Raw genomic sequence first — 19,635 nt, 5'->3', positions numbered from 1 at the left:
GTGAGAAAGGCCTGCACCGAACCGTCGCAGGCGCCCACCAGCATCAGCACGAAGCCGACCGCCTGCGGACCCCAGCCGTAGCGGTAGTCCGCGTACAGCACGAAGGTGGTCTGCAGCACGTAGTGCGCCAGGTACACCAGGAACATCACGATGCCCAGCCCGAGCACCTGCGGGTAGCGCTTGAGCAGCTTGAGCGAGCCGAGCGGATGCGCGCTGTGCAGTTCGAAGCGCGGCGTGCGCCGCTCCTTCGGCAGCGACTCGGGCAGGATGAAGAAGCCGTACAGGAAATTGCACAGCGCCAGCGCGCCGGCGACCCAGAACGGCAGCCGCAGCGAGATGTCGCCGAGGAAACCGCCCAGTCCCGGCCCGACGATGAAGCCCAGCCCGAAGGCGCCGCCCAGCACGCCGTAGGCCGCCGCGCGCTTTTCCTTGGGCGTGATGTCGGCGATGTACGCATTGGCGGTGGTGAAGCTCGCCGCGGTCATGCCCAGCAGCGTGCGGCTGACGAACAGCAGCCACAGCGTGGGCGCCAGCGCGAGCACCACGAAGTCGATCGCCAGCCCGAGGTTGGAAATCAGGATCACCGGCCGCCGCCCGTAGCGGTCGGAGAGGGCGCCCTGCACGGGGGAGAATGCGAACTGCACCACCGCGAACACGGTGGAGAACACGCCCACCCACCATGCGGCTTTCGCGATGCCGCCGCCGGCCAATTGTGCGATCTGGTGTGGGAGCACCGGGATGACGATGCCGAACGCCAGCATGTCCAGCAGCACGGTGACGAAGATGAAGGCCAGCGCGGCGCGGCGGGGAGCTTGGTGGGGAGTCAAGGCGTTCTGGGGATCGACGGGCGCGAAGCGCGCACGATAACCGAAGCGGTGCGGCACTCGCAGTGCCATCTCGGCGCGGCGTCGCCTATTGCGGCGGCTGGGCCAGCTCGCGTGCGTCGAGCACGCCGTCATGGTTGCGGTCGAGCTTGCGGAACTGCCGCCGCAGGTTGGCCTGATGCTTCACCAGGGTTACCGCCCGGCCGCGGTGACCGGGCAGCTCGGACGGCTCCAGCGTGCCGTCGTGGTTGCTGTCCATGGCGAGGAAGCCGGCGCTGAGTCGGTCGACATACTCCTGCTCGCTCACCCGGCCGTCGCCATCGTGATCGAACAACTGCAGGTAGGCCGCCGGCGTGGATTGCGCGTGTGCCTGCGCCGCTGCCATGGCGCAGGCGCAGGCCAGCAGCCAGAGGGTCGGATGCTGGCTCAACGGCTGCGCGGCACGCCGATGAACTGCAGGAACTCGCCCCGCGTGCGCGGATCGTCGCGGAACGACCCGAGCATCTGGCTGGTCACCATCGACACGCCGCGCTTGTGCACGCCGCGGGTGGTCATGCATTCGTGGCTGGCTTCGATCACCACCGCCACGCCGCGCGGCTTGAGCGTCTCGTTGATGCACTGGGCGATCTGCGCGGTGAGCTTTTCCTGCACCTGGAAGCGGCGTGCATAGCCCTCCACCACGCGAGCCAGCTTGCTGATGCCGACCACGCGATTGGTCGGCATGTAACCCACGTGGGCGCGGCCGATGATCGGCGCCATGTGGTGCTCGCAGTGGCTCTCGAACTCGATGTCGCGCAGCACCACCATCTCGTCGTAGCCCTCCACTTCCTTGAAGGTGCGCTTGAGGTACTCGGCCGGGTCATCGGCGTAGCCCGAGAACCAGTCGCCGTAGGCCTTCACCACCCGCCGCGGCGTGTCGAGCAGCCCTTCGCGCGCCGGATCCTCGCCGGCCCAGCGCAACAGGGTGCGTACGGCCTCCTCGGCCTGCTCGCGGGTAACGTCGTGGTGCTGTGGCTGGTCGCTCATGGGTGGTCCTGGAACAAAGCAAGAGGGTGAGTTTACCGGGGCGGCGCGATAGCGGCCGCCGACGGCGGCGGACGATGCGGATCGGCGGGTGCCGCGAGCATCGATGCGCTTTACGGCGCATGGCGCGCGACGGATGCCGCCGGCACCCGCGCCAGGATGTCGCAGGCGGCCGGCCGACGGGCGGCTCAGGCGTCGCTCGGCTCCTCGTCGTCCAGGTCCGCGGTGGCCGGGCCGCCGTTGCCGATCTCGCCCAGCAGTGGCGTGGCGGCCTCGCCCGGCAGCGATTCCACCTCGCGCAGCCGTCGCTCGATGGCGCGGGTGCGCACGCCGGTGGCGTCGATGTGCCGGCCGGCCTCGTCGAGCTTCTTCTTCACCTTGTCCAGCACGTCGCCAAACTTGCCGAACTCGGTCTTCACCGCGCCCAGGATCTTCCACACCTCGCTGGAGCGCTTGGCAATCGCCAGCGTGCGGAAGCCCATCTGCAGGCTGTTGAGCAGCGCGCTGAGCGTGGTCGGGCCGGCCACGGTGACGCGATGCTCGCGTTGCAGCTGCTCGAACAGGCCGGGGCGGCGGATCACCTCGGCGTACAGGCCCTCGGTGGGCAGATAGAGCACGGCGAAATCGGTGGTGTGCGGCGGCGCCACGTACTTGGTGCGGATGCGCTTGGCCTCCTCGCGCACGCGGGTTTCCAGCGCGCGGCCGGCGGCGTTGGCGGCATCGACGTCGGCGATCTCCTGCGCGTCGAGCAGGCGCTGGTAGTCCTCCACCGGAAACTTCGCGTCGATCGGCAGGTAGACCTGGTCGCCCTCGTCCTGGCCCGGCATGCGGATGGCGAACTCCACGCGCTCGTTGCTGCCCGGTACGGTAATCACGTTCGCGGCGTACTGCTCGGCGGTGAGCATGTCTTCCAGCAGCGCGCCCAGCTGCACCTCGCCGAAGATGCCGCGCTTCTTCACGTTGGTGAGTACGCGCTTGAGGTCGCCCACGCCGGTGGCCAGGTTCTGCATCTCGCCCAGCCCGCGCTGCACCGCTTCGAGCCGCTCGGAGACCAGCTTGAACGACTGGCCCAGGCGCGTTTCCAGCGTGCTCTGCAGCTTCTCGTCGACGGTGGCGCGCATCTTTTCCAGCTGCTCGGCGTTGTCCTGCTGCAACGCCTTGAGCTGGGCTTCCAGGGTGGCGCGCACGTCACCCATGCGCTTCTCGTTGTCCGCGGTGAGCGCGGCCAGGCGCACCTGCTGCTGTTCGCCGAAGCGGGTCAGCGCCAGGGTGAGCTCCTCGCGATTGCGGTGGGCGTCGCCGGCCAGGCGCTCGGCCAGTTTCTGCAGGCCGGTATCGGTGCGTTCGGTGAGCTGGGCCAGTCGCGCGCCGAAGCCGTCGATGCGTTCGCCCTGCTGGGTCGACGCGCCGCCCAACTGCTCGGCCACGTGCGCCCGGAAGCGGTCGAAGCCCTGCTGCAGCTCCTCGCGCCCGGCCCGCTGCTCCTCGCGCAGCGTGCGCTGCAGCCGCTCGCCGTCGTCCTTGAGCGCGTCCAGCCGCGTCGTCAGCCCGGCATCGCCGCGCCCGCGCAGCAGCAGCGCCACCTGCAGCGCGATGACGACCAGCGTCGCGAGCACGAGCACGATGGCGAGAGTTTCGAGGTTGGGCATGGGGCGATCCTGTAAAGCTGGGCCGCCAGTTTACGCGCTGGCGTATCAGCGCTTGCGACCGCTGGCACGGCCTTCCGCGGCCGCGGTATTGCGCAGCCGTCGGCGCAGATAGCGCAAGGCGCGCTGTTCCAGCTGGCGCGGGTGGCTGGCGCACGACGCCGGCACCGCGCGCTGCAGGCTGCCGTCACGCCAGCCTTCGAACACGGCCGGATGGATGTAGGAAGCGCGGCACACGGCCGGCGTATTGCCCAGGGTCGCCGCCACTTCCTTCACGCCTGCGGTCATCGCCTGGCGCAGCGCGCGCTCGCCGCCACGCTCCGGCAGGGGCGTACGCGCCATCACCCCGATCGCCTGCACGGTGCCGCCCCAGGTGCGGAAATCCTTGGCGGTGAACTCGCCGCCGCTGGCCTCGCGCAGGTAGTCGTTGACCAGGCCCGAATCGATCGGCTGGCGCGTGCCGTCGTCGTCCAGGTACTGGAACAGCCGCTGGCCGGGCAGCTGCTGCACGCGGCGCAGGATGCCGGCGAGGCGGCGGTTGTCCAGCACCACTTCCTGGTCCTGGCCGCTCTTGCCGCGAAAGGCGAAGCGCAGTCGGCCGCGTTCGGCGCGCACGTGGCGCGAGCGCAGGGTGGTCAGCCCGAAACTGCGGTTGTCGCGCGTGTAGCAGTCGTTGCCGATGCGGATCAGCGTCTCGTCCAGCAGGCGCACCACCAGCGCCAGCACCTTCTCGCGCGGCAGGCCGGGGCGGGCGAGATCGGCGCGCACGTGGCGGCGGATGCGCGGCAGCGCGTCGCCGAAGGCGAGCAGGCGGGTGAACTTGTTGTTGTCGCGCAGCGCCCGCCACTCCGGGTGGTAGCGGTACTGCTTACGCTGCCGCGCGTCGCGCCCGGTGGCTTGCAGGTGGCCGTGCGGGTTGGCGCAGATCCACACGTCGGCATAGGCCGGCGGAATCGCCAGCGTGCGGATGCGCGCCAGCGTGGCGCCGTCACGTACCGGCGCGCCATCGGCATCGTGGTAGCTGAAGCCCTTGCCGCGGCGTCGCCGCGCGATGCCGGGTTGCTCGTCGCTCACATAGACCAGCCCCACGGCACGCGCCTCGCGCAACACGGTGGGATCGACGGCGGCAGTCTTCGGCAGGGGGCGCGGCATGCGCCGAGTGTGGCCAGCGCCGATCAAGCGCGCGTGCAGGCAACGCACGCGACGACTTCACTCCACCCGGCAGAACACCGCCTTGAGGTAACGCCCTTCCGGCACGTCGGTGCGGAACGGGTGATCGGCGCCGGCGCCACGCACGTCCAGCACCTGGATCTCGCGCCCGGCGTTGAGCGCCACCCGGCGCAGCATCTCCAGGAAGTCCGCCTCGCTCACCAGGCCGGTGCACGAGCAGGTGAGCAGCAGGCCGCCGGGCTGAATCACGTCCAGCGCCATGCGGTTCATCGCGAAGTATTTCTTCAGCGCGTCCATCACCTTGGAGCGGTCGCGGGTGAGCTTGGCCGGGTCGAGGATCACCGCGTCGTAGCGCTCGCCGCGCGCCACTGCGGCGCGCACCCAGTCGAAGATGTCGGCCTGCTCGAACGCCACCTCCACGCCGTTGGCGGCGGCGTTGGCGCGGGCGATCTCCAGGATGCCGGCGTCCATGTCCACGCCCACCGCCTCGCGCGCGCCGGCCGCCATCGCGTGCACGGCGAAGCCGCCGGCGTTGCAGCACAGGTCGAGCACGCGGCGGCCCTTGGCCAGCTGGGCGAAGCGCTGGCGGTTGTCGCGCTGGTCAGCGAAGAAACCGGTCTTGTGGCCCAGCCCCGGCGCGGCGTGGAAGCGCAGGCTGTGCTCGTGCACTTCCACCGGCGCGGGCATCTCGCCGCTGCGGCAGTCGAACGACTCCTGCTTCTGCACGTGGCTCTCGGCGAACCACACCATGCGCGCGCCGGGAAAATGCGTCTGCAGCGCCGCGTGGATCGCCTCGCGAAACTTCCACATGCCGGCGGCGAAATACTCCACCACCAGGATGTCGGCGTAGCGGTCGACGATGAGTCCGGAGAGGCCATCCCCCTCGCTATGCACCACGCGCCAGGCGTCGCTCACCGCGTCCAGCTGCAGCAGCTCGCGGCGCAGCTGCACGGCGCGGGCGATCTTCGCGGCGATCCACTCGGCGTCGATGGTCTCGGCGGCATCGGTGGACAGCAGCCGTAGCGCGATGCGCGCATGGCCGTTCCAGAAGCCGCGGCCCACAAAGCGCCCGCGCGCGTCGTGCACCTCCACCACGCTGCCCGGCGGCAGCCGGCCCTCGGGCTTGTAGACCTGCGCCGACCACACCCACGGGTGACCCGGGGAGCGATCGGACTTGAGGCGGATGACGGGGAGTTCGGCGGGCGTATTCATCGCAGAATGATAGCTGGCGCCATCGGCGTTGTCGGGTGGCAGCGCTTTCTGCTTCACTGACGGAACATCCAAGGCCAAGGAGCGCGCTGATGACATGGGGATTTGTTCGATACTGTCTGTTAGCGGCGGGGCTTGCGCTCGGCGCAAGCGCAATCGAGGCCGCGCCGGATCAAGCCAAGGCGTCCGTGGGGTTCGACAAGCTGCTGACCTTGGAAGGTATCGACGGCAGCTACGCCATCACCTATCGAGATGCCGAGGGCAAGGCGATTACGCGCTCTGCGTTCATCACCGCGGTGTTCGACCATCAAGGCACCTTCAGCGTCGATCACGATCCGGCCAAACATACGGCCGAGCTGCGACTCAATCGCCCCGGGAGCCAGGCTGCCCTGTTAGCTAAGGCCGCGGCGTCCAGCGCGCATGCGCGCAGGGCGATGCTCAAGCCTGGTCAGGCATGGCCGGCGTTCCGGCTGACCGATTTGCAGGGGCGAATGGTCGATGCGGCGTCATTGCGCGGCCACATCACGCTGATCAACTTCTACTTTTCGCAGTGCGCGCCGTGCATTCAGGAGACGCCCGTCCTGACCGCCTATGCGCGCGGGCGTCCAAAAGTATCGGTGCTCGCCGTCACCTTCGACGATGCCAGAACCACCCGCGATTACGTCGCCAAACACCACTTCGGCTGGCCGGTACTGCCGGATGCCACGCCGTTGATCGAGTCTGTCGGCGTGAGCGCCTACCCAGCCATGGCGGTGGTCGGACCGGACGGCCGCGTACTGCGCATGGCGCTATCGTCGGATATAGACCCGGGCCACCCCCTGACGGTGGCGGCGTTGTCGAGCTGGGTGGCCGGTGCGGAGGCGTCAGCCTCTCGCCACCATTCCGTCGGGCGCTGACCGGCGCGTTCAGTTCGCTTGCATCACCGCCAGCTCGTTGCCGTGCGGGTCGCGAAACTGGAACCGGCGCCCGCCGGGGAACGCGAAGATTGGCCGCACCACCACACCGCCCGCGCCGGTGACGGCGGCCAATGCCGCCTCCAGATCCTCCACTTCGATCACCGGAAGCGGCGCGGCCGGCGCTTCGGCCAGGTCGCCCTGCAGGCCGACGTCCACATCGCCGGTGGTGGTGGCTGCGTAGCTGGGGCCGAAATCGGCGAGCGTCCAGCCGAAGGCTTTCGTGTAGAAGGCCTTCGACGCCGCGATATCGGCGGCGGGCAGTTCGATGTAGTTGGGGCGGGCCATGGTGTCTCTCCTCGGGATCAGCGCAGCCGCAGCACCAGCCACGACAGCAACGCCAGCAGGTTGATGCCAATGCGCGACACCGCCGGCCCGGCCACCGCCAGCACGAAACCGTGCGTGCCCAGATGCCAGTCGATGCCCAGCCGCGGCGAGGCCTGCAGCGTGGCGAACACGTTGATGAAGGCGCCGCTGTGCAGCGCGTAGCTCAGCACCGGCGTGGCCAGCAGCGGCAGTTGCAGCAGCTGCGCCACGCGCGAAAACGCCACCCCGCGCTCGCTGCCTTCCATCAGCAGCACGCCAGCGATCAGGATGAAGCCGAACAGCACCAGGCCGATCAGCGCCATCAGCGTTTCGTAGGTGGAACCCAGCGGCAGCAGCCGGCGCACGCTCGCCACCACGCCGAGAAAGCCGCCGACGATTTCGAGGATGCCGATCAGGCGGAAGAGAAACGAACGCATGCAGTGGCTCCAGGGCAAAGGGAAACGGTTTCTGTAGGAGCGACCTCGGTCGCGATGCTCTTGCTCCGATCCAGACAACAAAAGCCAACAGCATCGCGACCGAGGTCGCTCCTACAAGGGCAGCGCATCATTCCAGATCGTCGGCCTGTTCGTGCAGGTCGGCGATGTGCTGCTCCCACCAGCGCGGCTCGGCGGCAAACGGGAACGCCAATGGGAAGGCCGGATCGTGCCAGCGCTGGGCGATCCAGCCGGCGTGGTGCAGCTGGCGCATGGCGCGCAGCACCGGCACCAGCGCCAGCTCGCCGTCGTCGAACTCGCGCAGGGTGGTGTAGCCGTCCAGCAGGGCGCGCATGGCGGCCTCGTCGTTGGCCAGCATCCACAGGTCTTGCACGGCCGGGCCGGTGCGGGCGTCGTCCAAGTCCACGAAGTGCGGGCCAGCATCGGTCCACAGCACGTTGCCGGGATGGCAGTCGCCGTGCAGGCGCAGCGTGCGCATCGGGCCCACCGCGTCCAGTCGCTGCGAGATGGCCTCGTCCAGCCGCGCGCTGGCGGCGCGGTAGCCGTGCGCCAATGACGGCGGCAGCAAGGGGGAGTCGAGCACAGCCTGCACGCTCGTGCGCACCATCGTGTCGCGGTCCAGCCGGCCGCGGTGGGCGAACGGCGCGCGTGCGCCCACGGTGTGGATGCGTGCGATCAGCCGGCCCAGCCATTCCAGCTGGTCGCGCGATTCCAGCGAGGGCGCGCGGCCGCCGTGGCGCGGCGACAGGGCGTAGCGATAGCTGCCGTGCTGCAGCAGGCTGTGCCCGTCGAAGCGCAGCGGCGCCACCACGGGAATCTCCGCGTCCATCAGCTCCTGCGCAAAGGCGTGCTCCTCGCGGATCGCCTCGTCGCTCCAGCGGCCCGGCCGGTAGAACTTGGCGATCACCGGCGCGGCATCCTCGATGCCCACCTGCCACACGCGGTTCTCGTAGCTGTTCAGCGCCAGCAGGCGGCCGTCCGGCCACAGGCCGCACGCCTCGACCGCGTCGAGCACCCGGTCGGGCGTGAGGTCGGCGTAGGGCGCTTCGGCGCTCACCGTCCGTCTCCCATGGGAGCGCGGTCGAGCACGGCCGTCGCTCGGGCTGTCGTCACCCCTTCGCCCCAAGCACCCGCGCCGGCACCACCGCCATGGTCAGCCGCGAGATGCACACTAGCGAGCCTTCCTCGCTCTCGATGCGGATCTCCCACACCTGCGTCGTGCGGCCGATATGCAGTGGCCGTGCGGTGCCGGTCACGAGGCCACTGCGCACGCCGCGCACGTGGTTGGCGTTGATGTCCAGGCCCACGGTGAGTTCCTGTGCCGGGTCCAGCGTGAGCATGGCCGCGGTCGAGCCCAGCGTCTCGGCCAGCGCCACCGAGGCGCCGCCGTGCAGCAGGCCGTAGGGCTGGTGGGTGCGCGCATCCACCGGCATCGTGCCGCGCAGGAAATCCTCGCCGCGCTCGGTGACGCGGATGCCCAGCGCCTCCATCAGCGTGTTCTTCGACCAGCCATTGATGGTGTCCAGGCTGATGTCCTGCTTCCAGATGCTCATGCTTGATACTCGTAAGGCGAACCCGCATTGTCGGTCCACACCTGTCGCGGCGACAATCGCATCGTGTTCACCATCACCCTCCAGGCAACCGGCCACCGCTTCGCGGCGCAGCCGGGCGAGACCGTGCTCGAAGCCGCGCAGCGCGCCGGCATCGCGCTGCCGTACTCGTGCCGCTCTGGCGTGTGCGGCAGCTGCAAGGCGATCCTGCTCGAGGGCCAGGTGGACTACCCGCGCCATCCGCCGCTGGCGCTGGACGCCGGCGAACGCGCGCACCACGCGGTGCTGCTGTGCCAGGCTGTGCCCGCCAGCGATCTCACCATCGCCGCGCGCGAAGTCACCTCGGTGGAGGACATCGCCCGCCGCGCGCTCACCGTGCGCATCGTCGACAAACGCCGGCTGGCGCCGGAAGTGATCGGCCTGCGGCTGCAACCGGCACTCGGCGAGCGCCCGCTGCGCCATCTGGCCGGGCAATACCTCGACGTGCTGCTGGACGACGGCAAGCGCCGCCCGTTCTCCATCGCCAACATGCCCGCGCCCGACGGCAGCCTGGAGCTGCACGTGCGCCACGTCGCCGGCGGCGGCTTCACCTCATGGGTGAGCGAACGGGCGCAGGTGGGCGACACGCTGCGTATCGAAGGGCCGCTGGGCACCTTCGTGCCGCGCGAGGATTCCGAGCGGCCGATGATCTTCATGGCCGGCGGCACCGGCTTCGCCCCGGTCAAGGCGGTGGTGGAGCACTTCCTCGCCCTCGGCACCCGCCGCGCCATCCGCGTCTACTGGGGCGCCCGGCAGATGGGCGATCTGTACCTGCGCGGCCTCGCCGAGCAGTGGCAGCGCGCCGCGCACGATCTCCTGTTCATACCCGTGCTGTCCGAGGCCGACGATGCGCATGCCCGCGTGGGCCTGGTGCACGACGCCGTGCTCGCCGACCATCCGGACCTCAGCGCCCACGACCTCTACATGAGCGGCCCACCCGCCATGATCGACGCCGCCCGCCACCGCTTCGTCGACGCCGGCCTGCCCGAAGATCGGCTCTACTACGACTCGTTCGAATACGCGCCCGATGTGCTGGCGCAGATACTGGCGGGAAGGGCGGGGATTCGGGCGCAGGGGTAGGACGAATGGAAGGCTGCGAAGCCCAAACGCTACCTCGCCGAGTCAACCTGTTAGGTCAGCCAGCCGCAAAGGGGCGACAAAGGCATTACGTGGGCGCCCCTCTCCCCGGGAAAGTCCAATCTGCAGAATGGTGAGATTTGGCCGTGAGAGGCTGACTCGATACAGGCCAGGCTGCAGCGATAAAAGCAAGCCACCGCGCGTACAGTCGGGTTCCATGCCCTCCGAAGACGTCTCCTCAGCGGCCCCCAAGAAGAACTTTCCGCTGGGGCAGGACAGCACAAAGCTAAGCGCCGGATCGGCAAGCTGCTCTTCCGCTAGCGTGCCTGCGAAGGTGCCGTCGGAGCCAAGGTCGACGAACGCAGCGGAAGCGGAGTTGATTTCATCGACTTGCACTCTTGGCGGGTACACCCACCAGTCCGCTTCTTCATCGATGCGATGACGAAGCGAAGCTAGGTCAAAAATGCAGAGTGTCGACGTATCGGTAGTGAAGCGGAACGAGGTAGGCATGGTCTACGGCTCTGCAGCCTGACGCTGGAGTTGAGCAGCGGCAAGCCGTCCGCCACGAACGATTGGTTAGCCACCGCTACGGGATATTGCGTTTCCAAGTGTTGTCTGACCAATACTTAATGCTGTCAATAAGCCAGCGTCCGCCGAGTCTTTTGAGAGAGTACAAGTAACGGCCGCCAGAAAGCGCAGCGATCCTGTGCGTTTCCACAGTAGCTTGCCGATCATTGGTTTCAACTGATCGTACAAGCTCGGAAGAAGGATCGTACGAGGGTGGTTGCTGAAATGACGGCATAGCCGCGTAGGTGCGTTTGCGAGGGGTTAGAAAGCACTCATGAATTGCTGCAAGCGACTGGCGGACCTCTGGCCAAAAACATTCGGGATTAGGCGTATCACGGAAGTGCCTCGAAAGCCGAGCACATTCGACTTCCCAGTCGTGCATTGCGTGAAGAAACGATTCCACTACAAGTTGGGGTGTGTCCACGGGCCGGCTGAAAAGGTCTTTCATGAGGGCTAACGCTGGAGTTGAGCGGTGGCGAAGGCGTCCGCCTCGAAAGAGTTGTTAGCCATTTCAGTGAATTCGGACCGCTTCGACTGTTTCACCATCGTCGGTATTGATGAGCTTGTCATCGCACGCAACGATGTTAGTCGTTGGCAACCAGAGCGCAGAATCGATTGCATCTGTGCTGTCGACCTGCCAAACAGAGCCGTCCTCAAGGACGACAATTTCTCCGTCGGAGGACACACTCTTGATCCAGTGTCCGTCTTCGCAGTCTGCGAGTGCGGGCGCAGTGAATGTGGCAAGTAACAACGCAACCGTAAGTGTTGCCCCATGTCTATTCATGATGCCCCCTGATGGCTAACGCTTAGTAGCCCCCATTTCGGGGCATATGCTCCGATGGTCCGTCGCACCATCATGTACCGTCAAGCCGGAAATTTTCCTCGGCATTCAATCATCTCCGACGTGGACTACAGCGAGCTCCCGTTGGTTCTCGGCGAGCACATCTCACTTTTCGCGGTCGATATCCGATATCTCCCGGGTCTTGGGTAATAAACCGTAGGTCGGTGCGAGGCGACCGCGCGCAAAAAGAAAACCCGCCTCGGCCCTTAGCCTAGGCGGGTTTCCTGTTCCGACCGGCATCGCGCCAGGTCGGGTGTTTCAACGTTTAGCGAGGCTTTGGGCCTTACTTCCCCTTCGCCACCGGCAACTGCGCCTGGGTCCACGCGCCCATGCCGCCGCCGAGGAAGTAGACCTTCTGGAAGCCGGCTTTCACCAGGCGCTGGGCCGCGCCCTGGGCGGTCTGGCCGGCGCGGCAGATGACGACGACCGGCAGGTCCTTGGCCTTGGCCAGGTCCTTGCTCTCCGGGTCGAACTGGCTCATCAGCACGTGCTTGGCGCCCGGGATGTGGCCCTTCTCGTAGCTGTCGCGCGGGGAGATATCCACCAGCAGCGGGTTCTCACGGTTCATCAGCAAGGTGAGGCTGGCCGGCGTGAGCTCCTTGTACTTGCGTAGCAGGGTCATCAGCTGGGTGACGATCACCGCCACCAGCAGGATCACGAACAGCGCCGAGAGCGCGAGATGGTTGCCCACGAAGGTGGGCAGCTTGTGCAGGAAATCGTTCATGGGTGCTTCGCTGGGGCAGCCGCAGGCCGCGGGAGTGGGGCGGAAAACCCGCGATTATACGGGCTGCAGGAAATGGCGCTCAGCGCGCGGTGGTGAGATCGGGCAGGCCGCTGGTGAGCCACCAGTGCTTGGCCTCGGGGTCGTAGCGCCAGGTCTGCTTGTCGACCAGGGTGCGCTCGGCCTGCGTGTTGAGGTTGACGATGCCGATGCGCACCACCTGCTGCGCCTCGTTTTCGCCGGTGGGCACCGGGCCCTGGCCGTCGTCGTAATCGCTGACGCGGTACTGCTTGAAGCGCGACAGCTCGATGGGCGTGAGCGGATGCGCTTCGCGCACCTTGGGGTCGACGAATTGCTCGGCGTTGGCGAAATCGCCCCAGCGCACGACGCTGCCGTAGGCGTTGAGGGTAGCGGTGAGCGTGGTGTTGCGCTGGTCGGTGGCGCAGCCGGCGAGCAGCACGAGGCCGGCGAGGGCGCACAGGGTGGCGATGCGGCGCATGGAGCGAGTCTCCCGGAGAAAGGCCCGGGCATTGTGCCGCATGACGCCGGGCGGGCAAGCCCGCGGCATCGCTCAGGGCTGCGCGCGGCGCTTGGCGACGAAGCGTGCCGACAGCGTGGCCGCCGGCTTGCCGGGCGTGCCCGGCACCTCGCAGGTCACCTCGATGCGGGCGCGGCCGCGGGCGGCCAGTGTGTCGAAGAAGGCGGTCCAGTCCGCCTCCGGCGCCAGCTGCGCATCGGCGCGGAAGTCGTCCCACACCGGCGCGAGGTAGCGCACCGTGGACTCGCCCACGAACACGTCGCAATCCTCGCCGCGGCGGCGCAGCGCCAGTTCCACCAGCGCCCAGCCGGCCAGCGTCATCAGGCTCACCAGGCTGCCGCCGAACGCGCAGCCTTTGTCGTTGACGTTGGGCGCCAGCGGCACCGCCAGGCTCAGGTGCTCATGCGACCAGGCCTGCAGCGAGAGCTCCATCGCGCGGGCGAGCGGGATCTCGTCGCGGATGAACTGCACCAGCGCTTCGGCCAGGGCGAGTTCGGCCGCGTCGTCGGCGGGATGCGGGGCGGGGGAAGGGGCGGCAGACATGGCGTGACTCGTGGCGGGGATGGATCACTGCCGTACGTGGGGGCGCGGCAGGGCGGATCAGTGTACGGCCCATCGCGGCTAGACTGCGACGCACGACGGCGATACCTGACTCGTCTCTCTACGTTGCCCACCGCCCACGGGACGCACGCATGACCCAGCCCGAAGCGCCGCACAACCTGCATGGCCGCGTGGTGGTGATCACCCGCCCGGTGGGTGCCGCCGCCGCGATGATGCGGCGCGTGCGCGCGGCTGGCGGTCAACCACTGCACGTGCCGGGCATGGCGCTGCGCACGATCGACGATGCGGCCACCCGCGCGGCCCTGGCCGCGGCGCTTCGCGCGGAGCGGGTGATCTTCACGAGTCCCGCCGCGGTGCGAGTCGCCCACGCGCTGCAGCCGCTGCCGGCGGATTGCCCCGCCATCGGTGTGGGCCAGGGCACGGCGCGCGCGTTGTCGCGCGCCGGCGTGCGTGCGCCGCTGGCGCCGTCGCGGCAGGACAGTGAGGGCGTGCTCGCGCTGCCTGCGCTGCAATCGCTGCGCGGCACCTCGGTGGCGCTGATCGGCGGCGAAGGCGGACGCGGCCTGCTGCGTGAGGCGTTGGTGGCGCGCGGCGCCGAGCTGCGCGAGGTGCATGTCTACAAGCGGGTGCCGCCGCGGCTGGACCGGCGGCATGTGGAGCCTCTGCTGCACGCGCTGCCACCGGATGCGTGTGTGCTGCTGTCCAGTGCCGAGGCGATCGGCCACCTGCGCCAGCAGTTGCCGCCGGACGCGTGGGCGGCGCTGCGCGGGATCACCGCCGTGGTCAGCAGCCCGCGGCTGCGGGCGATTGCGCGCGAAGCGGGCTGGACGCGGCTGGTGCTGGCACGGTCGGCGCTGCCGGCTGATCTGGTGGCGGCGGCCGGGGCGGATTTCGCTGCCAGCTGAGGTTGGCGCCATCGGGCGGTCGTTTGTACGGACGGCGGTGCGGTGCCTGCTCTTTTGCAGATGAATTGCGGAGGGTCATCGCGTTGGTCGCCGGCGGTCGCCCCGGGTCTTCTACCTGCCAACGGGCGCGCATGGTTCCCCGCTGTCGTACTTGAATGGCCGAGGCAACCGCCGACTGCATGACCGGCCCCCGTTCGAATATTCGCCGGCCGATGACGGCCCCACAGGCCATGAAACGGCTTCACACGGACCTGAGGGACGGGCTCCGCAGCCCGGCCAACTCGAGTCCGACAGGCTGCTAGCATGCGCGCATGAACAACGACGCCACTTCCCACGAGTCCGCCGCGCCCGCGGCGAGCGTTCCGTCCCCGGCCCGTACGGTCTCGCCGCGCGCGCCCGAACCGCGATCCCACGGCGGCGCGTTGGCGCTGGCAGTGCTGCTCTCGCTGATCGCCGCGGGCGGCGTCGGTTACGTGGGCTGGCAGCAGTGGCAGCAGGCCCGCGCGAACGCGGCCGCGAGCCAAACACTGGATGGCCTGAGCACCCGCACCGCGACGCTGGAAAGCACGCTGCAGTCGATGGACGCCGAGCGCCGCACCCTGCGCGAGCGCCTGCGCGATGCCGACGACGTCAACCGCGGCATGCGCGAGGAGCTGCTCGGCCAGAACGAGCGCCTGCGCAACCTGGAGGACGCGGTGGCCAAGCTGTCGGAGAAGAGCCTTTCGGGCCACGACGCGATGCTGCTGGACGAGACCGAATCCCTGCTGCGTATGGGCAAGGAACGTTACGACCTGTTCCACGACGCCGACGGCGCGGCCAAGGCCTATGCCCTGGCCGATCAGGCGCTGTCGTCGGTGGATGACGGCGCATTCTCCGGCCTGCGCCAGAGCGTGGCCGCCGAGCGCGAAGCGCTGGAGCAGCGCGCCAGCGTGCATGCCGACGCCGCGCTGCAGCGGCTGCAGCAACTGCGCGGCGAGCTCGGCGATCTGCCGTTGAAGCCGCTGGATGCGCCTGCCGAGGCGAGTGCCGATGGCGTGTGGGCGCGCATCGGCCACGCGCTGGCCGGTGTAGTCAGCATCGAACGCGACAACGGTGCGCCGATGGCGGTCGCCGACGCGCGACTCACCCGCGAGCTGGTGGCGCTGGATCTGGCGCATGCCGAATCGGCGCTGCTGGCACATGACGAGGCGGGCTACCTCGGCGCACTGCAGCGTGCCCAGGCCGGCCTCGCCGCCCAGTTCGACGGCAACGCGGCGGCGGTGAAGCAGGCCCAGGACACGTTGGCCGAGCTGGCGAAGACGGCGCAGCCGTCCAAGCCGGTGGCGCTTGGTGCCGCGCTTGGTGAACTGCGCAACCTGCGCGCCGTGCACGCGCTCAAGCCGGCCGCGGCGCCGGCGGGAGCGAAGCCGTGAAGCTGTGGCGCTGGATTCTCCTGCTGGTGCTGATCGCGGCGCTGGCCGCGTTCGGCTGGCACTGGATCGCCGAGGACCCGGGCTACGTGCTGGTGCGCCTGCGCGGCTGGCGCGTGCAGACCACGGTGCTCGCCGCGGTGGTGATCCTGCTGCTGGCCTGGGGTGTGATCGGCGCGCTGTGGCAGCTGGTGCGCTGGCCGTTCGGTGCGCTGACCCGCCGCCATCGCCGGCTCAGCCGCCGCCGTCTTGCCGATGGCCTGGTGGCGCTAGCCGAGGGGCGTAATGGCGATGCGGAGCGCGACCTGTCGCGCGCCTCCCGGCTGGACGCGCTGCAGGGCCCGGCCCTGCTGGCCGCGGCCGAAGCGGCGGCGCGGCGCGGGGAATCCACGCGCGCCCTGGAATCGCTCAACCAGGCCGCGCAGTCGGTGCCGCAGGCCGCACGGGTGCTGCGCGCCGCGCTGCTGCGCCGCGACGGCAAGCCGGCCGAAGCGGTGGCGTTGCTGGCCCCGGAAGCGGACAACGGCAGCCTGCCTCCGGGCGGCTGGCGCGAGCTGGCGCTCGCCGCGCTGGCCGCCGGCGACACCCGCCGCGCGCGTGCCGCGCTGGCGCCGCTGCAGAAGGGCGCCGCCTTGGGCAGCCGCAACTACCAGGCGCTGGAGAACCAGGTGCTGGTGGCCAGCGTGCACTCCGCCGCCGATGCCGCCGCGCTCAACACACTGTGGTCGCAGCTGCCGAAGAACCAGCGCCGCGCGCCGGTGGTGGTGGAAGCCTACGCGCGTCGCGCGGCGGAGCTCGGCATGATCCTGCCGGCGATGGACGAGCTGGAATCGGCGCTGCGCCGCGAGTGGTCGTCGTCGCTGGTGCAGGCCTGGGGCGCGCTGGGCAACGAGGATCTGGAGGCCCGCCTGCGCCGCGCCGAAGGCTGGCTGGACGCCCATCCCAACGATGCCGGCCTGCTGCTCGCGCTGGGTCGCCTGTGCGTGAAGCTCAAGCTGTGGGGCAAGGCGCGCAAGCACCTGGAGCGCTCGATTGCGCTCACGCCCAGTGCCGGCGCGTGGGAGGCGCTGGCCGACATGTGGACCGGCCAGGGCGACGCCGTGATGGCGCAGCGCTGCTTCCGCAACGCGCTGGCGCTGACCCGCGGCGACGTGATCCAGAGCGTGCCCACGGCGACGTCCGGCGTGATCGACACGCGGCCGATCGCGATCGAGGATCGCGACGAACACGGCGTGCCGCGCCTGCGTGAGTGACGTTCGCGCAAGCGCGCTTCAGCGCACCGAGATCGCCCAGGCGATCATGCCCGCGCTGATCGCAGTGAGCGTGAGTGCGACCAGGAAGATCACGTCGGCCACCCGTTCCACCCGGTGATTGCGCTTGAGGTTGCGCGTGCGCAGCGCCCAGTAGGAGAGCAGGCAGGCGATCAGGTAGAGGATCGCGTCGCCGGCCAGCAGGTCGTCCACAAACAGGTCGGCCTTTCGCAGCGAGATCACCACGCGGATGATGCCGATGACGGTCAGGCACACGCCGACCATGCCGGCCGAGGCGGTGAAGATGTGCACGCACAGGTCGTGGTCCAGCAGGCGGCTGGACGGCTTGGATTCGGTCATGGCTTGCCGACGCCCGACGTTGTGAAAACCGGGCGTTGGACAACGGCTCTCGCCGGACTACTTCACAGCGGCGTCAGGTTGGCGTAAGCGGCTACCAGCCACTTGCTGCCGGCGTTCTCGAAGTTCACCTGCAGCCGCGCGTGCGCACCGGCGCCTTCGGCGCTGAGCACCACGCCCTCGCCGAAGGTGGGATGGCTCACGCGCTGGCCGAGCTTCACCGGCAGCGCCTCCTCCAGCGACGCCGACGCGGCGCCGCGATAGCCGCCATACAGCGGCCGGCTCACCTGCACGCGCGGGCGCACCTCGTCGATCAGTTCGGCCGGCATCTCGCCGAGAAAGCGCGAGGGCCGCGCCAGCATCTCGGTGCCGTGCATGCGGCGCGACTCGGCGTGGGTGATGAACAGCCGTTCGCGCGCGCGGGTGATGCCCACGTAGGCGAGGCGGCGCTCTTCCTCCAGCCGGCCTTCGTCTTCCACCGAGCGCTGGCTGGGAAACAGGCCTTCCTCCAGGCCGACCAGGAACACCACCGGAAACTCCAGCCCCTTGGCCGAGTGCAGCGTCATCAGCTGCACGCAATCGTCCCACGCTTCGCCCTGGCCTTCGCCCGCCTCCAGCGCGGCGTGCGAGAGGAAGGCGGCCAGCTCGCTGAGGCCCGCGTCGATGTCGTCGGGGGTGAGCTCGAAGCGGCTGGCCACGTTGACCAGCTCGTCCAGGTTCTCGGTGCGCGACTCGGCGTTGCCGCGGCTGTCCTTCTCGTAGAAGTCGCGCAGGCCGGTGTGGCTGATGGCGTGGTCCATCTGCTCGGCGAGGGTGAGGCCCTTGTCATTACTCTCCCCTGAGCCTGCCTGGGGGAGAGGGGAGGGAGGCTCTTGATCGTCGAAAGAGCCTGCCCCCTCTCCCCGACCCTCTCCCCCGGCGGGGCTGAAGTCGCGCGCCATCTGGTCGATCAAGGCCAGGAACGCCTTCACCGCATTCTTCGCGCGCCCGGCCAGCTCGCTGGTGCCGGACAGTTCGTGCAGGGCGGCTTCCCACATCGAGGTGTTCTCGCTGCGCGCGCGTCGGCGCAGCACGTCCAGCGTGCGGTCGCCGATGCCGCGCGGCGGCGTGTTCACCGCGCGCTCGAAGGCCGCGTCGTCGTGCCGGTTGGCGGTGAGGCGCAGATAGGCCAGCGCGTCCTTGATTTCCGCGCGCTCGAAGAAGCGCAGGCCGCCGTACACGCGGTACGGGATGTTGCGCTGGGTGAGCTGCTCTTCGAAGTTGCGCGATTGCGCGTTGGAGCGATACAGGATGGCGCAGTCCTTCGCGCTGCCGTGCTCGTCGATGTATTCGCGGATGCGCTCGATGACGAAGCGCGCTTCGTCCTGTTCGTTGTATGCGGCGTACAGCGCGATGCGCTCGCCGGCGTCGCCGTCGGTCCACAGTTGCTTGCCCAGGCGGCCGCCGTTGCGGGCGATCACCGCATTGGCCGCCTTGAGGATGGTGGCGGTGGAGCGGTAGTTCTGCTCCAGCTTGATGGTGCGCGCGCCGGGGAAGTCCTTCAGGAACTGCTGCATGTTCTCCACTTTCGCGCCGCGCCAGCCGTAGATCGCCTGGTCGTCGTCGCCCACCACGAATACCTGGCCGGTGGCGCCGGCGAGCACGCGGATCCACGCGTACTGCAGCGTGTTGGTGTCCTGGAACTCGTCGATCAGCAGGTAGCGCCAGCGGTGCTGGTAGTGCTCGAGCACGGCCGGGTTGTTCAGCCACAACTCGTGCGCGCGCAGCAGCAGCTCGGCGAAGTCGACCAGGCCGGCGCGGCGGCAAGCGTCCTCGTAGGCCTGGTAGATCTGCACGAAGGTGCGGGTGACCGGGTGGTCGTAGTGTTCGATGTTCTGCGGCCGCTTGCCCTCGTCCTTCCAGCTGTTGATCTGCCAGGCGGCCTGGCGCGGCGGAAACTTCGCGTCGTCCAGGCCCAGCCCGGCCACCACGCGCTTGACCAGTCGCTGCTGATCGTCCGAGTCGAGAATCTGGAAGCCTTCCGGCAACCCGGCCTCGGCCCAGTGCCGGCGCAGCAGGCGGTGGGCGATGCCGTGGAAGGTGCCCACGGTGAGGCCCTGCGTGCTCTGCGGAATCAGCGCGCCGAGCCGCGCGCGCATCTCGCCGGCGGCCTTGTTGGTGAAGGTGACCGCCAGGATCGCCCACGGCGGCACCCGCTCGACCTGGGTCAGCCAGCCGATGCGGTGGGTCAGTAC

Annotated in this window: 22 protein-coding genes; 5 read left to right on the top strand and 17 right to left on the bottom strand. The window is 69.0% G+C overall.

Annotated elements, in window-relative coordinates; translation table 11 throughout:
• The 6 genes from ACTHJF_RS02100 to ACTHJF_RS02075 all read right to left on the bottom strand — a co-directional run.
• On the bottom strand, positions 1 to 827 hold an 827-nt coding region (locus tag ACTHJF_RS02100; protein ID WP_440265615.1), incomplete at its 3' end, for an MFS transporter.
• 85 nt (positions 828 to 912) lie between these two features.
• Positions 913 to 1,254 carry an EF-hand domain-containing protein gene (locus ACTHJF_RS02095; RefSeq protein ID WP_440265614.1) on the bottom strand — a complete coding sequence of 114 codons (342 nt, stop codon included), beginning with the start codon at positions 1,252 to 1,254 and terminating at the stop codon, positions 913 to 915.
• Positions 1,251 to 1,850 carry a GTP cyclohydrolase I FolE gene (gene folE / locus ACTHJF_RS02090; RefSeq protein WP_440265613.1) on the bottom strand — a complete coding sequence of 200 codons (600 nt, stop codon included), beginning with the start codon at positions 1,848 to 1,850 and terminating at the stop codon, positions 1,251 to 1,253. Before folE ends, ACTHJF_RS02095 begins: the two co-directional genes overlap by 4 nt.
• A 185-nt stretch (positions 1,851 to 2,035) precedes the next feature.
• On the bottom strand, positions 2,036 to 3,496 hold the full coding sequence (rmuC, locus tag ACTHJF_RS02085) for a DNA recombination protein RmuC (RefSeq protein ID WP_440265612.1): 1,461 nt from the start codon (positions 3,494 to 3,496) through the stop codon (positions 2,036 to 2,038).
• A gap of 45 nt (positions 3,497 to 3,541) precedes the next feature.
• Entirely contained in the window at positions 3,542 to 4,645 is a 1,104-nt protein-coding gene (locus ACTHJF_RS02080) for a DNA topoisomerase IB (RefSeq protein WP_440265611.1), read from the bottom strand.
• 57 nt (positions 4,646 to 4,702) lie between these two features.
• On the bottom strand, positions 4,703 to 5,875 hold the full coding sequence (locus ACTHJF_RS02075; protein ID WP_440265610.1) for a class I SAM-dependent rRNA methyltransferase: 1,173 nt from the start codon (positions 5,873 to 5,875) through the stop codon (positions 4,703 to 4,705).
• Positions 5,876 to 5,964: 89 nt separating this feature from the next.
• On the opposite strand from ACTHJF_RS02075, the gene ACTHJF_RS02070 reads away from it, so the two are divergent.
• The gene (locus ACTHJF_RS02070; RefSeq protein WP_440265609.1) at positions 5,965 to 6,768 is read left to right on the top strand and encodes a TlpA family protein disulfide reductase; all 804 of its coding nucleotides are present in this window, start codon (positions 5,965 to 5,967) and stop codon (positions 6,766 to 6,768) included.
• Between the two features lie 9 nt (positions 6,769 to 6,777).
• On the opposite strand, the gene ACTHJF_RS02065 is transcribed toward ACTHJF_RS02070, so the two are convergent.
• The 4 genes from ACTHJF_RS02065 to ACTHJF_RS02050 all read right to left on the bottom strand — a co-directional run bounded on the left by ACTHJF_RS02065 (position 6,778) and on the right by ACTHJF_RS02050 (position 9,139).
• Positions 6,778 to 7,113, bottom strand: coding sequence for a VOC family protein (locus ACTHJF_RS02065; RefSeq protein WP_440265608.1), 336 nt, complete (start codon positions 7,111 to 7,113; stop codon positions 6,778 to 6,780).
• A gap of 17 nt (positions 7,114 to 7,130) precedes the next feature.
• Positions 7,131 to 7,568: a hypothetical protein gene (locus tag ACTHJF_RS02060; protein WP_440265607.1), complete on the bottom strand. Its 438-nt coding sequence runs from the start codon at positions 7,566 to 7,568 to the stop codon at positions 7,131 to 7,133.
• A gap of 127 nt (positions 7,569 to 7,695) precedes the next feature.
• Entirely contained in the window at positions 7,696 to 8,643 is a 948-nt protein-coding gene (locus ACTHJF_RS02055) for a serine/threonine protein kinase (RefSeq protein WP_440265606.1), read from the bottom strand.
• Between the two features lie 52 nt (positions 8,644 to 8,695).
• The gene (locus ACTHJF_RS02050) at positions 8,696 to 9,139 is read right to left on the bottom strand and encodes a hotdog fold thioesterase (protein WP_440265605.1); all 444 of its coding nucleotides are present in this window, start codon (positions 9,137 to 9,139) and stop codon (positions 8,696 to 8,698) included.
• 63 nt (positions 9,140 to 9,202) lie between these two features.
• Here ACTHJF_RS02050 and ACTHJF_RS02045 point away from each other — a divergent pair, with 63 nt between their 5' ends.
• Positions 9,203 to 10,255: a 2Fe-2S iron-sulfur cluster-binding protein gene (locus tag ACTHJF_RS02045; RefSeq protein ID WP_440265604.1), complete on the top strand. Its 1,053-nt coding sequence runs from the start codon at positions 9,203 to 9,205 to the stop codon at positions 10,253 to 10,255.
• 42 nt (positions 10,256 to 10,297) lie between these two features.
• On the opposite strand, the gene ACTHJF_RS02040 is transcribed toward ACTHJF_RS02045, so the two are convergent.
• From ACTHJF_RS02040 to ACTHJF_RS02020, 5 genes are all read right to left on the bottom strand, one after another.
• Positions 10,298 to 10,762, bottom strand: coding sequence for a DUF6386 family protein (locus tag ACTHJF_RS02040; RefSeq protein WP_440265603.1), 465 nt, complete (start codon positions 10,760 to 10,762; stop codon positions 10,298 to 10,300).
• Positions 10,763 to 10,838: 76 nt separating this feature from the next.
• Positions 10,839 to 11,267: an NTF2 fold immunity protein gene (locus tag ACTHJF_RS02035; protein ID WP_440265602.1), complete on the bottom strand. Its 429-nt coding sequence runs from the start codon at positions 11,265 to 11,267 to the stop codon at positions 10,839 to 10,841.
• Positions 11,268 to 11,943: 676 nt separating this feature from the next.
• Positions 11,944 to 12,384, bottom strand: coding sequence for a rhodanese-like domain-containing protein (locus ACTHJF_RS02030; RefSeq protein ID WP_440265601.1), 441 nt, complete (start codon positions 12,382 to 12,384; stop codon positions 11,944 to 11,946).
• Between the two features lie 79 nt (positions 12,385 to 12,463).
• Entirely contained in the window at positions 12,464 to 12,880 is a 417-nt protein-coding gene (locus tag ACTHJF_RS02025) for a hypothetical protein (RefSeq protein ID WP_440265600.1), read from the bottom strand.
• Positions 12,881 to 12,952: 72 nt separating this feature from the next.
• Positions 12,953 to 13,462 (bottom strand): YiiD C-terminal domain-containing protein, encoded by a 510-nt coding sequence (locus ACTHJF_RS02020; RefSeq protein ID WP_440265599.1) that lies wholly within the window; start codon positions 13,460 to 13,462, stop codon positions 12,953 to 12,955.
• 149 nt (positions 13,463 to 13,611) lie between these two features.
• On the opposite strand from ACTHJF_RS02020, the gene ACTHJF_RS02015 reads away from it, so the two are divergent.
• The 3 genes from ACTHJF_RS02015 (at position 13,612) to ACTHJF_RS02005 (ending at position 17,047) form a co-directional block, all read left to right on the top strand.
• A complete protein-coding gene (locus ACTHJF_RS02015; RefSeq protein WP_440265598.1) occupies positions 13,612 to 14,385 on the top strand; it encodes a uroporphyrinogen-III synthase in 774 nt (257 codons plus the stop codon).
• A 311-nt stretch (positions 14,386 to 14,696) separates the two neighbouring features.
• Positions 14,697 to 15,797: a uroporphyrinogen-III C-methyltransferase gene (locus ACTHJF_RS02010; RefSeq protein ID WP_440265597.1), complete on the top strand. Its 1,101-nt coding sequence runs from the start codon at positions 14,697 to 14,699 to the stop codon at positions 15,795 to 15,797.
• The gene (locus ACTHJF_RS02005; protein WP_440265596.1) at positions 15,794 to 17,047 is read left to right on the top strand and encodes a heme biosynthesis HemY N-terminal domain-containing protein; all 1,254 of its coding nucleotides are present in this window, start codon (positions 15,794 to 15,796) and stop codon (positions 17,045 to 17,047) included. Before ACTHJF_RS02010 ends, ACTHJF_RS02005 begins: the two co-directional genes overlap by 4 nt.
• A gap of 18 nt (positions 17,048 to 17,065) precedes the next feature.
• Here the strand turns inward: ACTHJF_RS02005 and ACTHJF_RS02000 are convergent, their stop codons facing one another.
• Entirely contained in the window at positions 17,066 to 17,404 is a 339-nt protein-coding gene (locus ACTHJF_RS02000; protein ID WP_431635505.1) for a hypothetical protein, read from the bottom strand.
• A 62-nt stretch (positions 17,405 to 17,466) separates the two neighbouring features.
• Positions 17,467 to 19,635: 3'-5' exonuclease (locus ACTHJF_RS01995; protein ID WP_440265595.1), on the bottom strand; the 2,169-nt coding region annotated here is incomplete at its 5' end.

The organism is Dyella sp. (genome assembly GCF_051962475.1).
Taxonomy (GTDB): domain Bacteria; phylum Pseudomonadota; class Gammaproteobacteria; order Xanthomonadales; family Rhodanobacteraceae; genus Dyella_A.
This window is presented reverse-complemented; position numbering and strand designations above follow the sequence as displayed.

What these genes read in the sequence shown, in the direction of transcription:
- folE (WP_440265613.1), bottom strand. Translation starts at nt 1,850, where the DNA reads ATGAGCGACCAGCCACAGCACCACGACGTTACCCGCGAGCAGGCCGAG.
- rmuC (WP_440265612.1), bottom strand. Translation starts at nt 3,496, where the DNA reads ATGCCCAACCTCGAAACTCTCGCCATCGTGCTCGTGCTCGCGACGCTG.
- ACTHJF_RS02080 (WP_440265611.1), bottom strand. Translation starts at nt 4,645, where the DNA reads ATGCCGCGCCCCCTGCCGAAGACTGCCGCCGTCGATCCCACCGTGTTG.
- ACTHJF_RS02075 (WP_440265610.1), bottom strand. Translation starts at nt 5,875, where the DNA reads ATGAATACGCCCGCCGAACTCCCCGTCATCCGCCTCAAGTCCGATCGC.
- ACTHJF_RS02070 (WP_440265609.1), top strand. Translation starts at nt 5,965, where the DNA reads ATGACATGGGGATTTGTTCGATACTGTCTGTTAGCGGCGGGGCTTGCG.
- ACTHJF_RS02065 (WP_440265608.1), bottom strand. Translation starts at nt 7,113, where the DNA reads ATGGCCCGCCCCAACTACATCGAACTGCCCGCCGCCGATATCGCGGCG.
- ACTHJF_RS02060 (WP_440265607.1), bottom strand. Translation starts at nt 7,568, where the DNA reads ATGCGTTCGTTTCTCTTCCGCCTGATCGGCATCCTCGAAATCGTCGGC.
- ACTHJF_RS02050 (WP_440265605.1), bottom strand. Translation starts at nt 9,139, where the DNA reads ATGAGCATCTGGAAGCAGGACATCAGCCTGGACACCATCAATGGCTGG.
- ACTHJF_RS02040 (WP_440265603.1), bottom strand. Translation starts at nt 10,762, where the DNA reads ATGCCTACCTCGTTCCGCTTCACTACCGATACGTCGACACTCTGCATT.
- ACTHJF_RS02035 (WP_440265602.1), bottom strand. Translation starts at nt 11,267, where the DNA reads ATGAAAGACCTTTTCAGCCGGCCCGTGGACACACCCCAACTTGTAGTG.
- ACTHJF_RS02030 (WP_440265601.1), bottom strand. Translation starts at nt 12,384, where the DNA reads ATGAACGATTTCCTGCACAAGCTGCCCACCTTCGTGGGCAACCATCTC.
- ACTHJF_RS02025 (WP_440265600.1), bottom strand. Translation starts at nt 12,880, where the DNA reads ATGCGCCGCATCGCCACCCTGTGCGCCCTCGCCGGCCTCGTGCTGCTC.
- ACTHJF_RS02020 (WP_440265599.1), bottom strand. Translation starts at nt 13,462, where the DNA reads ATGTCTGCCGCCCCTTCCCCCGCCCCGCATCCCGCCGACGACGCGGCC.
- ACTHJF_RS02015 (WP_440265598.1), top strand. Translation starts at nt 13,612, where the DNA reads ATGACCCAGCCCGAAGCGCCGCACAACCTGCATGGCCGCGTGGTGGTG.
- ACTHJF_RS02010 (WP_440265597.1), top strand. Translation starts at nt 14,697, where the DNA reads ATGAACAACGACGCCACTTCCCACGAGTCCGCCGCGCCCGCGGCGAGC.
- ACTHJF_RS02000 (WP_431635505.1), bottom strand. Translation starts at nt 17,404, where the DNA reads ATGACCGAATCCAAGCCGTCCAGCCGCCTGCTGGACCACGACCTGTGC.